Origin of the sequence: Blautia luti (assembly GCF_033096465.1) — a bacterium.
GTDB classification, from domain to species: domain Bacteria; phylum Bacillota; class Clostridia; order Lachnospirales; family Lachnospiraceae; genus Blautia_A; species Blautia_A luti.
Genome location: NZ_AP028156.1, coordinates 1,355,860 through 1,368,616, shown reverse-complemented (window position 1 = coordinate 1,368,616; position 12,757 = coordinate 1,355,860). Strand labels below are relative to the sequence as shown.

Here is a 12,757-nt window from a genome sequence, read left to right as displayed (position 1 = left end):
TTCATCAGATAATGATCATGGCATCGCCGAAAGAGAAAAATCTGTACTTCTCCTGTACAGCAGTCTCATAGGCATGCATGATGTTTTCTTTGCCAGCCAGTGCGGACACCAGCATAAGAAGTGTAGATTCCGGCAGATGGAAATTAGTGATCAGTCCATCGATCATTTTGAAATGATATCCCGGATAAATAAAGATCTCTGTCCATCCGCTTCCTGCGCGAAGGATTCCATCTTCTCCTGTGGCAGATTCCAGTGTCCTGCAGCTTGTGGTTCCTACAGAGATCACACGTTTTCCAGCTTTCTTTGTATCATTGATCAGCTTCGCCTGGTCCTCTTCTACGATATAGAATTCAGAATGCATATGGTGGCTTTCCACGTCGTCCACCTTGACAGGCCGGAAAGTTCCAAGACCTACATGAAGTGTCACATGGGCGATATTGACACCTTTTTCTTTGACTTTCTCCAGAAGTTCCTTTGTGAAATGAAGTCCTGCAGTAGGTGCTGCTGCGGAACCTTCGTTTTTCGCATAAACAGTCTGGTATCTGTTTTTATCTTTCAGTTTATGAGTGATATACGGAGGCAATGGCATCTCGCCCAGCTGATCCAGGATTTCTTCGAAGATTCCTTCATAATGGAACTGAATCAGGCGGTTTCCTTCGTCTACCACATCTATGATCTCACCTTTCAGAATACCGTTTCCAAATGTGATCTTCGCACCTGGACGGGCCTTTTTGCCAGGTTTCACCAGACATTCCCAGATATCGTTCTCTCTTCGCTTCAGAAGCAGGATCTCGATCAATGCTCCTGTTTCTTCTTTATGTCCGTATAAACGGGCAGGAATTACCTTCGTATCATTGATAACCAGGCAATCCCCTTCTTCCAGATAGTCCAGGATATCTGTAAAATGACGATGTTCAATGCTTCCGTCTGTCAGTGACAGGTGCATTAATCTGGATGAACTTCTGTCCTCAAGAGGATCCTGGGCGATGAGCTCCTGGGGAAGATCATAATAAAAATCTGCTGTTTTCATTTTGTCTGCTCCTCTTCTTCTTTCCATTGTTTCTTTAACTGGCGTACATAGTTCCATTCCTTGTTGGTAAGGTCTGCCTTTTTCAGCAGATCCGGGCGTCTTTTCGCTGTACGGTAAATGGACTGTTCTCTGCGCCATTTCTCTATATTTGCATGGTGACCGGACATCAATACTTCCGGTACCTTCTTATTGTGCCATTCTTCCGGTCTGCTGTACTGGGGATATTCCAACAGGTTCCCGGCAAAGGATTCTGTTTCTCCTGATTCCTGATTATTCAGCACTCCCGGCACCATTCTGGAAATGGAATCCATCATGACCATGGCGGGAAGTTCACCGCCTGTCAGTACATAATCTCCGATGGACACATAATCTGTGACAATTTCCTCCAGAACACGTTCATCAATTCCTTCGTAGTGGCCGCAGAGAAATACCAAATCTTCCTCTTGAGCCATATCTCTTGCCATAGACTGATTGAACACCTGCCCCTGGGGAGTAAGATAGACTACTCTGGGCTTCTTTGCCGTACGGCTGGCAATGGATTCATATGCAAGATATACAGGTTCTGCCTGCATCAGCATGCCGGCACCGCCGCCATAGGTGTAATCGTCTACCTTCTGGTGTTTATTGAAAGCGAAATCACGGATGTTCACAGCTTCCAGGGTAAGAAGTCCTTTGGCAATGGCTCTTCCTGTGATGCTGGTGTTCATGCCATTTTCGATCATTTCCGGAAACAGAGTCAATACATGAAAATTCATTTAGATTAATCCTTTCATCAGATGTATGGTCATACTGTTTTTCTCAACATCCACGTCCAGAATGCATTCTTTGATCGCAGGAAGCAGTACTTCTTTGCCATTTTCATCCTCTACTACATATACATCGTTTGCACCTGTTTCCATCACGTCTTTCAGCGTTCCGAAATGACTGCCATCTTCTAGTACCACATCCATTCCGATCAGATCTGCAATATAATACTCGTCCTCATCAAGCTCCTGTGCCTCTTCTCTTGGAACCCAAAGTTCTCTCTGTTTGTACATTTCAATATCATTGATATTATCAATACCCTTGAATTTCAGGATTACCAGGTTCTTGAAATATTTCACATTCTGGATCTCCAGTTTTCTTTTTTCTCTGCCAGTGTCCAGCAGAACGTATTCCAGATCCAGAAAACGGTCTGCATCTGTTGTAGGATAAACCTTTACTTCTCCCCGTACACCGTGCGTGGTGGTGATCACGCCAACTTTTAATACATCCTCCATCTGCCGACTCCTTTTATCTTTAATTCCTAAAAATCAATGTAAAACCCAAATCAGGAGCCATGGGGATAACCACAGCTCCTGACCCTATTTTCATTGCAGAATATCTACAATCACTTTTTTGCTGCTTTTTGAAGATGCCGCTTTTACTACAGTGCGGATTGCCTTGGCTATTCGTCCCTGGCGTCCGATGACCTTACCCATGTCAGCAGGTCCGACTTTCAGTTCTACAATAATGGCGTCTTCCTTTTCTGTTTCTGTTACGACTACTTCATCCGGATTTTCAACAAGAGATTTTGCAATTACTTCCACTAATTCTTTCATTACATACCTCCCTGACCCGTCCCATCTGGACGCTGCAGAAATACCTTACTGGTAGATCTGATTATTTTTCGATTCCGGCATTTTTAAGGATTTTAGCAACAACGTCTGTTGGCTGAGCGCCTGCTGCAAGCCATTTCTTAGCAGCTTCTTCATCTACTGTTACAGCGCTTGGCTCAAGGTTTGGATCATATGTTCCGATTTCTTCGATACATCTTCCATCACGTTTGCTGCGGGAATCTGCAACTACGATTCTATAAAAAGGTGCTTTCTTCTGTCCCATTCTTCTTAATCTGATTTTAACTGCCATTGTTTCTTTTCCTCCATTTAAATGATATTATTTTCTTAAGTTATTATTATGTCAAAGCGTGTTTCGCTTCGCTACCTCGTAGTTTCTTCTGGCCTACAGTCCGAAAGGAAGTTTGAATCCTCCACCCCGTTTGCCTGTCTTGCCGCCCATAAGACCCGGCATCTGTTTCATCATTTTCTTACTCTGTTCAAACTGTTTCACCAGACGGTTGACTTCGGAGATATCTACTCCTGCGCCTCTGGCAATTCGGTTCTTTCTGGAAATGTTTAAGACTGACGGATTGGATCTCTCCTGAGGTGTCATGGAAAGAATGATGGATTTCGTTCTGTCCAGTGCTTTCTCATCGATCATACCTTCGATGTCCTTCATCTTGCTGCCCATACCCGGGAGCATGTTCAGGACACTTCCGATACCGCCCATCTTGTTCATTTGTTCCATGCTGGTAAGATAATCGTTGAAGTCAAAGTCCATTTTCTTTAACTTCTTCTGCATGTCCTGTGCCTGTTCTTTATCAATGGATGCTTCCACTTTCTCGATCAGACTCATGACGTCGCCCATTCCCAGGATTCTGGATGCCATACGATCCGGATAGAACTGTTCCAGATCGGAGAGCTTCTCTCCCATACCTACGTAAAGAATCGGCTTGCCGGTTACTGCCTTAATGGAAAGGGCTGCACCGCCTCGGGTGTCACCATCCATCTTGGTCAGGATCACACCGTCGATTCCTACTTTATCTGCAAATGTCTTCGCAACATTTACAGCATCCTGTCCTGTCATGGCATCTACCACAAGGACTGTGGCATCTACCTGAATGTTTGCTTTTATATCTGCAAGTTCCTGCATCATGTCCTCATCTACATGAAGACGTCCTGCTGTATCGATCAGGACTACATTCTGCTGGTTGGCTTTTGCATGCTCGATCGCTGCTTTCGCAATGTCTACCGGCTTCTGTTTGTCACCCATGGAAAAGACTTCTACGCCCTGTTTCTCGCCGTTGACCTGCAGCTGTGTGATAGCTGCCGGACGGTAAACGTCACAGGCCACCAGAAGTGGTTTCTTTCCTTTGGATTTCAGCTTGCCTGCAAGCTTGGCAACTGTGGTGGTCTTACCTGCCCCCTGCAGACCGGCCATCATATATACTGTGATCTCATTTCCAGGATGCATGGGCAGCTCTGTTGTCTCGCTTCCCATCAGGTTCACAAGTTCGTCATTTACGATTTTGATCACCATCTGGCCCGGATTCAGTCCGTTCATCACGTCCTGTCCGATTGCCTGCTCCTGTACGGATTTGGTAAACTGCTTTACGACCTTGAAGTTAACATCGGCTTCCAGAAGAGCCATCTTTACTTCTTTCAGGGCAAGCTTTACATCTTCTTCTGTGAGGCGTCCCTTACTACGTAACTTCTTGAATACATTCTGCAGTTTATCTGTCAAGCTCTCAAATGCCATATGTCATAACTCCTCTAAAATCTCACTGGAAATATTTGCAATTTCCTCGGAATGATATTCCCGGGCAAGTACACCGATCCGCTGCACCTGAGCCCGTATGTTCAGGAATTTCTCTACAAGATGGAGCTTCTGTTCATACTCCTCCAGTGTCTTATTGCATCTCTTCACCATATCATGCACACCCTGCCGGCTGATGCCCAGATCCTCTGCAACCTCGCTCAGTGAATAATCCTCCAGCACCACGCTCTCATAAACCTGCTGCTGCCGCTCGGTCAGAAGTTCTCCATAAAAATCATATAAATAACCTTGTTCTACAAACTTCTCCATCTGTAATCACCTTGACTATCTTAACCTATTTCGGGCGGGGTGTCAAGCATTTTCTCTTGACAAAGTAAATTTAATTACCAGATTTAAAAACCCAAACAAAAAAGCCCTGACATCCAATCACTGGACACCAGAGCTTTCCATTTTTACCTATATAATAACCAATCAGATTTTACAGACTAGGACGAATAACTTTCGGTCTGCATCCTGCATCTTCGAGGGCTTTGACGATCTCATTCTTGTGATCTGTGCCAAATGCCTCCAGTGTGATCTTAAGTTCCACTGCCGCATTTCTGTTGGTACTTACAAACTGGTTATGATCCAGTTTGATAACATTACCCTGAGCCTTCGCGATCACGCTTGCCACACGTACCAGTTCACCCGGCTTGTCCGGGATGAGGACGGATACTGTGAAGATTCTGTCTCTCTGGATCAGGCCGTGCTGAACAACAGAAGACATGGTGATCACGTCCATATTTCCACCACTTAAGATAGAAACAACTTTCTTACCTTTTACATCCAGATGACGAAGGGCTGCCACTGTCAGAAGACCTGAGTTCTCTACGATCATCTTGTGATTCTCAACCATATCAAGGAAAGCAACGATCAGCTCATCATCCTCGATTGTAATGATATCGTCCAGATTCTTCTGGATATATGGGAAGATCTTCTTACCAGGTGTCTGTACAGCAGTACCGTCTGCAATTGTATTTACATGAGGAAGAGTCACAACCTCACCTTTCTTCAGAGAAGCTTTCATACAAGCTGCTCCTGCCGGTTCCACACCGATTACTTTAATATGTGGATTCAGCAGTTTCGCAAGTGTGGAAACACCTGTTGCAAGTCCACCTCCACCGATGGGGACCAGGATATAATCAACAAGCGGAAGTTCCTGAACGATCTCCATTGCGATGGTACCCTGTCCTGTAGCAACTGCAAGATCATCAAACGGATGGATAAAAGTATATCCTTCTTTCTCTGCCAGCTCCAGTGCATATGCACATGCCTCATCATATACATCACCGTGCAGGATAACTTCTGCGCCATAGCTCTTGGTTCTCTCAACTTTGATCAACGGAGTAGTAGTCGGCATAACGATCACTGCCTTCACTCCGTATTTATGTGCCGCATATGCAACACCCTGTGCATGATTTCCTGCGGATGCTGTGATCAGACCTTTGTTTCTCTCCTCATCGGAAAGAGTGCTGATCTTATAATAAGCTCCACGAACCTTGTATGCACCTGTACGCTGCATATTCTCAGGTTTTAAATAAACCTTGTTTCCTGTAAGATCGCTGAAATAGCTGCTCTTGATCAGCTTTGTTTCCTGTGTGACCTGCTTTACGATCTCTGATGCCTGTTCAAAACTCTCTAATGTAAGCATTGTTCTTCCTCCATTTTTGTCTAATCTTAAGCGTCCGGGTTTTCTTTATGGTCTACATCAAACAACGCATTTACAAAAGCATCTGCATCGAATTTCTGAAGATCGTCAATACTCTCTCCTACGCCAATGTACTTCACCGGTATATCCAGTTCAGACTGGATCGCAACGGCGATACCGCCCTTTGCAGTTCCGTCTAATTTCGTAAGGATAATACCGTTGACATTTGCGACCTCCGCAAACTGTCTCGCCTGTGCGAGGGCATTTTGTCCGGTAGTTCCGTCCAGAACAACCAGTGTCTCCAGATATGCATCCGGATACTCCCGCTCCAGGATTCTGTAGATCTTGCGAAGTTCTTCCATAAGGTTCTTTTTATTATGAAGACGTCCTGCTGTATCGCAGAGAAGTACGTCCGCATTTCTCGCTTTGGCTGCTGCCACTGCATCATAAATCACTGACGCAGGATCAGCTCCTGCCTGTCCGCCGATGATCTCAACACCTGCACGGTGTGCCCATTCAGTCAGCTGTTCGCCGGCTGCCGCACGGAATGTATCCGCTGCCGCAAGGACCACTTTCTTACCCTGATCCTTTAACTTGCCTGCAAGCTTTCCTACTGAAGTAGTCTTTCCAACGCCATTGACACCGATCACAAGAACTACGGATTTACGGTTCTCAAACTCGTACTCTGTGCTGTCCACACGCATCTGATCCTTGATCTCTTCGATCAGAAGCTGCTTACATTCCATCGGCTGCTTGATATGGCGCTCGGAAACTTCTTTCTTTAAATTCTCAATAATAGAAGTGGTTGCATTGATCCCGATATCACCCATGATCAGAATCTCTTCCAGCTCTTCATAAAAGTCTTCATCAATGCTGGAAAATCCACTGAAAATACTGTCAAATCCGGCTACGATATTATCTCTGGTCTTTGTCAGTCCACTGACTAATCGCTTAAAAAAACCTTTCTTTTCTTCTGCCATGTGAAACTCCTCCTGTTACTGGGTAAGCTGGTTCTCTACTAAGTCAACAGAAACCAGTGTAGATACCCCTTTTTCCTGCATGGTAATACCATAAAGCCGGTCTGCGGCGTTCATAGTTCCACGTCTATGAGTTATTATAATAAATTGTGTGTTTTTCGTCAACTTCTGTAAATATCCGGCGAAACGTCCAACATTGGAGTCATCCAGCGCTGCCTCGATCTCGTCTAATAGACAGAATGGTGACGGTTTCAGGTTCTGGATCGCGAAAAGAAGTGCAATAGCTGTCAGTGCTTTCTCACCACCGGAAAGCTGCATCATATTCTGGAGCTTTTTGCCCGGAGGCTGAGAAATGATCTTGATCCCTGCTTCCAGGATATCTGCTTCCTCGTCAAGTTCCAGAGTTCCTTTACCCCCTCCGAAAAGTTCTTTGAAAGCCTTGTCAAATTCCCTCTGGATCTCTGTAAACTTCTCTGTAAACTGCCGCCTCATTCCCTCGTCAAGCTCCTGTATGATCTGCTCCAGGGTCTTCTCCGCTGTAACCAGGTCGTTATACTGGCCGGACAGGAATTCATGACGCTCCAGAAGCTCTTTGTAATCCTCGATGGCATTTACATTGACAGAACCTAATTTACGGATCTCGTCTTTGATCTGCGCTACCTGCTTCTTCATCTGCGGCAGATCTGTAAGTTCTTCTTTTCTGTAGGAAAGAGCATTGTTCGGAGTGATCTCGTATTCCTCCCACATATAGGAAATACGTTCTTCCCTGCTCTCTTCCAGTTTCTCCATCTGGCTCTTCAGACGGAAGCATTCTTTGTCCAGAAGTCCGATCTGGCCGGAGAGCTGATCCCTTTTTTCAAAAAACTCTTTATGTGAAGAATTTCGTTTCTCCCTTTCTTTCTGGAGATTTTCCAGCTGTACATGGTCAGTCTCTTCCTGACTACCGCAGGTTTCTGCTTCTTTTCTCAGATCCTCAATAGACTGTTTCTTTTTCTCCATTTCCTGACTGCTCTGAATCAGGGATTCATATATGTCTTCTTTCTCTGATTCCAGAGTTCTGGTCTCAGAAAGAAGTCGGCTTAAGTTCTCCTGATCGAAACGATCTTTCTGTTCCAGAGAAGAAGCCTGAAGACGGATTTCCTCCAACGCCTTGGTTACCTGGCTTTCCTCTTCCTTCCATTCATCCAGCTCGCTTTGTTTCTCCTGGATAAAACTTTCCAGTTCCTGCTCATCCTGTTTGGAACTCTCCAGTTCCTGTGCAATACGGTCATGATCCAGACGGATCTCCTGAACCTGCCGCTTGATTTCAGCCTGGTCTCTGTTGATCTGGTCATAGCCGCTGCGGATCTCTTCTGCCTTTTTCTCCTGCTGGGCAATGTTCATCTTCGCAGTGTTCTGATCTATGTAATGCTGGCGGAGCTTTTCCTGGAATTCTGCAATGGTTTCACGGATCATATTCCTGCGCTTCCTGCTCTCTTCCATGGATTTCTGCATGGTCTCCAGCCTGGATTTCTGTTCCCCGACACGGGTTTCCAGTTCTTCGATCTCTCTTCTTCTTCCCAGAAGGTTACTGCTGTTCTTAAATGCACCACCTGTCATAGAACCACCCGGGCTCAAAGATTCCCCCTCTATGGTAACCATTCGCAGGCTGTGCCTGTACTTTCTTCCAATGGCAATGGCATGATCAATATGATCTACTACCAGCACACGTCCCAGCAGAAATTTCGCAATCTGCTGATACTGAGGTGCAGTGGTCACCAGTTCACTGGCCACACCGATCACTCCCGGCTCCTTCAGCGCCTCCCTCGGGGAAAAATCTCCTCTCGGGCTGATGCTGCTCATAGGCAGAAAAGTAGCACGGCCGTACCGGTTTTTCTTCAGAAATTCAATCAGTGTCTTCGCAGTCTGATCATTGTCCGTTACAATATTCTGAATGCTGCCTCCAAGTGCCGTTTCAATGGCTACTTCATAATCCTTATTTACCTGGATCAGATCTGCCACAACACCCTGGATTCCCGGAACCCGTTCTTTCTGTTCCATTACCCGGCGGATACTGTTACCGTAGCCGTCATAACGCTCTGTAATATTACGCAGGGATTCCAGCCTGGAAGCTTCTCTGTGATAAGCAGTCTGGTATGCTTCCAGCTGAGTGTTCTGCTCCTTGAGTTTCTTCTGGATCCTGTCAGTTTCCTGACTCAGGCGATTACACTCTTCATTGGATGTACGGATGATCTCCGTGATGGCATCGAACTGCTCCTGCGCTTTCTTCAGCACAGTCTGCTGCTCTTCTTCCTCACTCTTTAATCTGAGGATTCTCTGGCTGATCTCCGCCTTACGAATCTCAGTCTGCTCCATCATAGCATCGAATCTCTGCGCTCTTCCCTTGGTATTGGCACGGCTGTTCAGGATCTCAATGATCTCATTCTTGCCATCTTCCACTGCCAGCGTGCAGGTCTGGATATTTTCCTGGAGCTCTTCCAGATGTTTCTCCTCTGACTGCAGTCTGTCCTTTACATCTTTTAAACGGCTTCTCAGATCAGCCTTTTCTTCTTCCAGTTTCTCCCTGGATTCTTTACGTCCTGCAAGTTCTTCCTCTATGGTCTGCAGACGGCCTTTATAATGTTCCTCATTCTGCACACCTGCAAGGATCTGTTCATTCAGGACACTGATCTGGCCTTCCAGCTGCTGCTTGCGCAGAGCTTTTTCCTGACTCTCGATCCGCAGGTGATCGATCCTGCTGCCAAGTTCCTCCAGTTCCTTTTCCAGACGGTCATATTCCACCCTGGTCTGATCATAGGATTTCCGGGTGTCCTCCAGCTGATCCTGTGCCAGTTTATGCTTGCCTTCCAGCTCTGTCAGATTTCTGGCAGTTTCTGCATATTCCAGAAGGAACATGTTTACATCCAGTTCCTTGAGAGTCTCTCTTTTCGCCAGATAGATCTTTGCAGTCTCTGACTGTTTCTCCAAAGGTCCCAGCTGTCTGGTAAGCTCGGAGAGGATGTCTGTCACACGCACCAGGTTCTGGCGTTCATCTTCCAGTTTCTTTATGGTAGCATTCTTTCTTCGTTTAAACTTGACAATCCCTGCTGCCTCATCGAAAAGCTCTCTTCTCTCCTCCGGCTTGCCGCTTAAGATCCTGTCGATCTGTCCCTGTCCGATAATGGAATATCCCTCTTTACCAATACCTGTATCATAAAACATCTCATTGATGTCCTTTAACCTGCAGGCACTTCCATTGATCAGATATTCACTTTCACCGGAACGGTACAGTCTTCTGGTTACTGTAACTTCATTGAAATCTACCGGCAACTTATGGTCGGAATTATCCAGGGTAATGGCTACGGATGCGAAACTTAACGGCTTACGCAGTTCTGTCCCGGAAAAAATAACATCCTGCATATTTCCCCCTCGAAGGGATTTGGCACTCTGCTCTCCCAGAACCCAGCGTACTGCATCGCCTACATTACTCTTTCCACTTCCGTTAGGGCCTACAATCCCGGTAATTCCATTATGAAATTCGAAATTGATCTTCTGGGCAAAAGATTTAAAGCCCTGTACCTCAATGTTCTTTAAATACATAATTCACCTGTCTATTTTTTGATAGTACGGATGGCCTGATATGCTGCCGCCTGTTCCGCGGCTTTCTTGGTATGGCCGCTTCCCTGACCCATGATCTTTCCGTTAACTCTTGCCTCTACTGTAAAGTTCTTGTTATGATCCGGTCCTTCTTCTCCGATCAGAACATACTCTACAGGCTGTGTACCATTTTCCTGCACAATCTCCTGCAAGATGGTCTTGCTATCATAAAAGAGCTGTTTGTGCTCCATATCATTCAGGATAAAATTCAGCACAAACTCCTTTGCACTAGCAAAACCACCATCCAGATAAATGGCTCCAAGCAATGCCTCTGTTGCATCTGAAACAATAGAATCCCTGTTTCTTCCGCCTGTCATATCTTCCCCTCTGCCAAGGAGCAGAAACTGCGGAAGCCCGAATTCTCTGGCACAGTAAGCAAGGCTTGGCTCGCATACCAGGCTGGCTCTCTTTTTCGTCAGTTCTCCTTCCGGCACCTGTGAAAACCTCGCGTACAGAAAATCGCTGCTGATCAGCTCCAGCACTGCATCTCCCAGAAACTCCAGTCTCTCGTTGCTTCCAAGTTTGCCCAGCTTTTTCTCATTTGCATAGGAACTGTGTGTCAGTGCCTGTGTAAGATAATGTTTATTTTTAAAATGATATCCTATGATTTCTTCTAATTCTTCTGTCTTTCTATTCATTCCTCTAACCCTCTCCATATGCGCAGGGCTGTCATCTGACAACCCTGCGACATCATTTTTTGCAACTGCTCAGTGCGCCTGTATTATGCTCCTGTCAAATTTCAGACTGCCGGACAGCTACATTTTTATTTAATTGTCCGAATTGCTTCAACAGCATCACCGACTGTCTGAATCTGTTCGACAGATTCATTATCCAGCTCAATGTCATACTCCTCTTCAATCCCCATAATAATCTGAAAAATATCAAGAGAGTCTGCACCAAGATCATCTACAAATGTAGTGTCTTCTGTGATCGAATCTGCATCAATATTCAGAACCTCTGCTATGATAGCTCTTATTTTCTCCAGTTCCATCTTCAACCCTCCTTCCTGTTTCTGTTCCTGTCCTGCTCTATTCTGCTCCGGACTTCAGTACTTCCTGATCCTCCAGGATACGCTCTGCGATCTTCTCGTTGATCTTCTCCTGTTTAAACTGTACACACTGGAAAATACCATGTTTGATTTCAATGGCTTTGGCACTTCCATGCGTCTTTACCACAAGTCCTTTAAGCCCCAGAAGCGGTGCTCCGCCATATTCCGTTGCATCAAAGGATTTCAGAGTTTCTTTCAGTGCAGGCTTTACCAGAAGTGCACCGATCTTACTTCTTGTGCTGGTCATCATTCCTTCTTTGATCTTCTGAACCAGGGCAGAACCAACTCCCTCATATAATTTAAGAATCACATTTCCCACAAATGCTTCGCATACGACCACATCCGCATATCCTGCCGGGATATCTCTGGCTTCTATACTTCCGATGAAATTAATGCTTTTGCATTCTTTCAGAAGGGGGAAAGTTTCTTTTACAAGTGCATTTCCCTTCTCCTCTTCCGCCCCGTTATTTACAATGGCAACTCTTGGATTCTTAATGCCGACTACATTCTCCATATAAATAGAACCCATCTTCGCAAACTGTACCAGATGTGATGGACGTGCATCCACATTGGCACCACAGTCGATCAGAAGGGAAACACCCTTCGTGGTAGGGATCAACGGTGCAAGAGGCGGCCTCTCCACACCTTTACTTCTGCCTACCAGTACCTGTCCGCCAACAAGAACAGCTCCTGTACTTCCTGATGAAACAAAGGCATCTGCCTCCTGTTTCTTAACCATATTCAAACCTACTACGATTGATGAATCTTTTTTCTTACGGATCGCAAAAACAGGGGGTTCTGCTGTCTCGATCACCTGGGATGCATTGACAACCTGGATCTGGTTCTTCGGATATCCGGAGTATTTCGCCAGTTCCTTATCTATCACTTCCTGTTTTCCTGTAAGAATTACTTTTATGTCCTGTCTCTCTGTTACAGCTTCCACTGCAGCCTTGACAGGTTCTGCCGGGGCATTATCCCCGCCCATTGCGTCCACTACAACTCTGACCTGTTCTGCCATATCTTCA

General features: G+C 45.7%; 13 protein-coding genes. All 13 read right to left on the bottom strand.

Features of this window, described 5'->3' with window-relative positions; all coding sequences use genetic code 11:
- Positions 1-4: 4 nt before the first annotated feature.
- Positions 5-1,030 carry a tRNA preQ1(34) S-adenosylmethionine ribosyltransferase-isomerase QueA gene (queA, locus tag R8695_RS06355; protein WP_118509605.1) on the bottom strand — a complete coding sequence of 342 codons (1,026 nt, stop codon included), beginning with the start codon at positions 1,028-1,030 and terminating at the stop codon, positions 5-7.
- The gene (trmD, locus tag R8695_RS06350) at positions 1,027-1,785 is read right to left on the bottom strand and encodes a tRNA (guanosine(37)-N1)-methyltransferase TrmD (RefSeq protein ID WP_154780052.1); all 759 of its coding nucleotides are present in this window, start codon (positions 1,783-1,785) and stop codon (positions 1,027-1,029) included. Before trmD ends, queA begins: the two co-directional genes overlap by 4 nt.
- Positions 1,786-2,289 carry a ribosome maturation factor RimM gene (rimM, locus tag R8695_RS06345; protein WP_154780053.1) on the bottom strand — a complete coding sequence of 168 codons (504 nt, stop codon included), beginning with the start codon at positions 2,287-2,289 and terminating at the stop codon, positions 1,786-1,788.
- A 90-nt stretch (positions 2,290-2,379) separates the two neighbouring features.
- Entirely contained in the window at positions 2,380-2,610 is a 231-nt protein-coding gene (locus tag R8695_RS06340; protein ID WP_008704683.1) for a KH domain-containing protein, read from the bottom strand.
- Between the two features lie 61 nt (positions 2,611-2,671).
- Positions 2,672-2,917 (bottom strand): 30S ribosomal protein S16, encoded by a 246-nt coding sequence (gene rpsP / locus R8695_RS06335; protein WP_118509602.1) that lies wholly within the window; start codon positions 2,915-2,917, stop codon positions 2,672-2,674.
- A gap of 93 nt (positions 2,918-3,010) precedes the next feature.
- Positions 3,011-4,366 (bottom strand): signal recognition particle protein, encoded by a 1,356-nt coding sequence (gene ffh, locus R8695_RS06330; protein WP_118509601.1) that lies wholly within the window; start codon positions 4,364-4,366, stop codon positions 3,011-3,013.
- Between the two features lie 3 nt (positions 4,367-4,369).
- Positions 4,370-4,693 (bottom strand): YlxM family DNA-binding protein, encoded by a 324-nt coding sequence (gene ylxM / locus R8695_RS06325; RefSeq protein WP_118509600.1) that lies wholly within the window; start codon positions 4,691-4,693, stop codon positions 4,370-4,372.
- A gap of 169 nt (positions 4,694-4,862) precedes the next feature.
- Positions 4,863-6,074 (bottom strand): threonine ammonia-lyase, encoded by a 1,212-nt coding sequence (ilvA, locus tag R8695_RS06320; RefSeq protein ID WP_154780054.1) that lies wholly within the window; start codon positions 6,072-6,074, stop codon positions 4,863-4,865.
- Positions 6,075-6,100: 26 nt separating this feature from the next.
- Entirely contained in the window at positions 6,101-7,051 is a 951-nt protein-coding gene (gene ftsY / locus R8695_RS06315) for a signal recognition particle-docking protein FtsY (protein ID WP_118509598.1), read from the bottom strand.
- A 15-nt stretch (positions 7,052-7,066) separates the two neighbouring features.
- Complete coding sequence (smc, locus tag R8695_RS06310; protein WP_154780055.1) at positions 7,067-10,627, bottom strand: chromosome segregation protein SMC; 3,561 nt, start codon at positions 10,625-10,627, stop codon at positions 7,067-7,069.
- Positions 10,628-10,638: 11 nt separating this feature from the next.
- The gene (gene rnc, locus R8695_RS06305; RefSeq protein WP_154780056.1) at positions 10,639-11,322 is read right to left on the bottom strand and encodes a ribonuclease III; all 684 of its coding nucleotides are present in this window, start codon (positions 11,320-11,322) and stop codon (positions 10,639-10,641) included.
- 125 nt (positions 11,323-11,447) lie between these two features.
- Positions 11,448-11,675 (bottom strand): acyl carrier protein, encoded by a 228-nt coding sequence (gene acpP / locus R8695_RS06300; RefSeq protein ID WP_118509595.1) that lies wholly within the window; start codon positions 11,673-11,675, stop codon positions 11,448-11,450.
- A gap of 37 nt (positions 11,676-11,712) precedes the next feature.
- A complete protein-coding gene (gene plsX / locus R8695_RS06295) occupies positions 11,713-12,750 on the bottom strand; it encodes a phosphate acyltransferase PlsX (RefSeq protein ID WP_154780057.1) in 1,038 nt (345 codons plus the stop codon).
- Positions 12,751-12,757 lie beyond the last annotated feature (7 nt).

What these genes read in the sequence shown, in the direction of transcription:
- queA (WP_118509605.1), bottom strand. Translation starts at nt 1,030, where the DNA reads ATGAAAACAGCAGATTTTTATTATGATCTTCCCCAGGAGCTCATCGCC.
- trmD (WP_154780052.1), bottom strand. Translation starts at nt 1,785, where the DNA reads ATGAATTTTCATGTATTGACTCTGTTTCCGGAAATGATCGAAAATGGC.
- rimM (WP_154780053.1), bottom strand. Translation starts at nt 2,289, where the DNA reads ATGGAGGATGTATTAAAAGTTGGCGTGATCACCACCACGCACGGTGTA.
- R8695_RS06340 (WP_008704683.1), bottom strand. Translation starts at nt 2,610, where the DNA reads ATGAAAGAATTAGTGGAAGTAATTGCAAAATCTCTTGTTGAAAATCCG.
- rpsP (WP_118509602.1), bottom strand. Translation starts at nt 2,917, where the DNA reads ATGGCAGTTAAAATCAGATTAAGAAGAATGGGACAGAAGAAAGCACCT.
- ffh (WP_118509601.1), bottom strand. Translation starts at nt 4,366, where the DNA reads ATGGCATTTGAGAGCTTGACAGATAAACTGCAGAATGTATTCAAGAAG.
- ylxM (WP_118509600.1), bottom strand. Translation starts at nt 4,693, where the DNA reads ATGGAGAAGTTTGTAGAACAAGGTTATTTATATGATTTTTATGGAGAA.
- ilvA (WP_154780054.1), bottom strand. Translation starts at nt 6,074, where the DNA reads ATGCTTACATTAGAGAGTTTTGAACAGGCATCAGAGATCGTAAAGCAG.
- ftsY (WP_118509598.1), bottom strand. Translation starts at nt 7,051, where the DNA reads ATGGCAGAAGAAAAGAAAGGTTTTTTTAAGCGATTAGTCAGTGGACTG.
- smc (WP_154780055.1), bottom strand. Translation starts at nt 10,627, where the DNA reads ATGTATTTAAAGAACATTGAGGTACAGGGCTTTAAATCTTTTGCCCAG.
- rnc (WP_154780056.1), bottom strand. Translation starts at nt 11,322, where the DNA reads ATGAATAGAAAGACAGAAGAATTAGAAGAAATCATAGGATATCATTTT.
- acpP (WP_118509595.1), bottom strand. Translation starts at nt 11,675, where the DNA reads ATGGAACTGGAGAAAATAAGAGCTATCATAGCAGAGGTTCTGAATATT.
- plsX (WP_154780057.1), bottom strand. Translation starts at nt 12,750, where the DNA reads ATGGCAGAACAGGTCAGAGTTGTAGTGGACGCAATGGGCGGGGATAAT.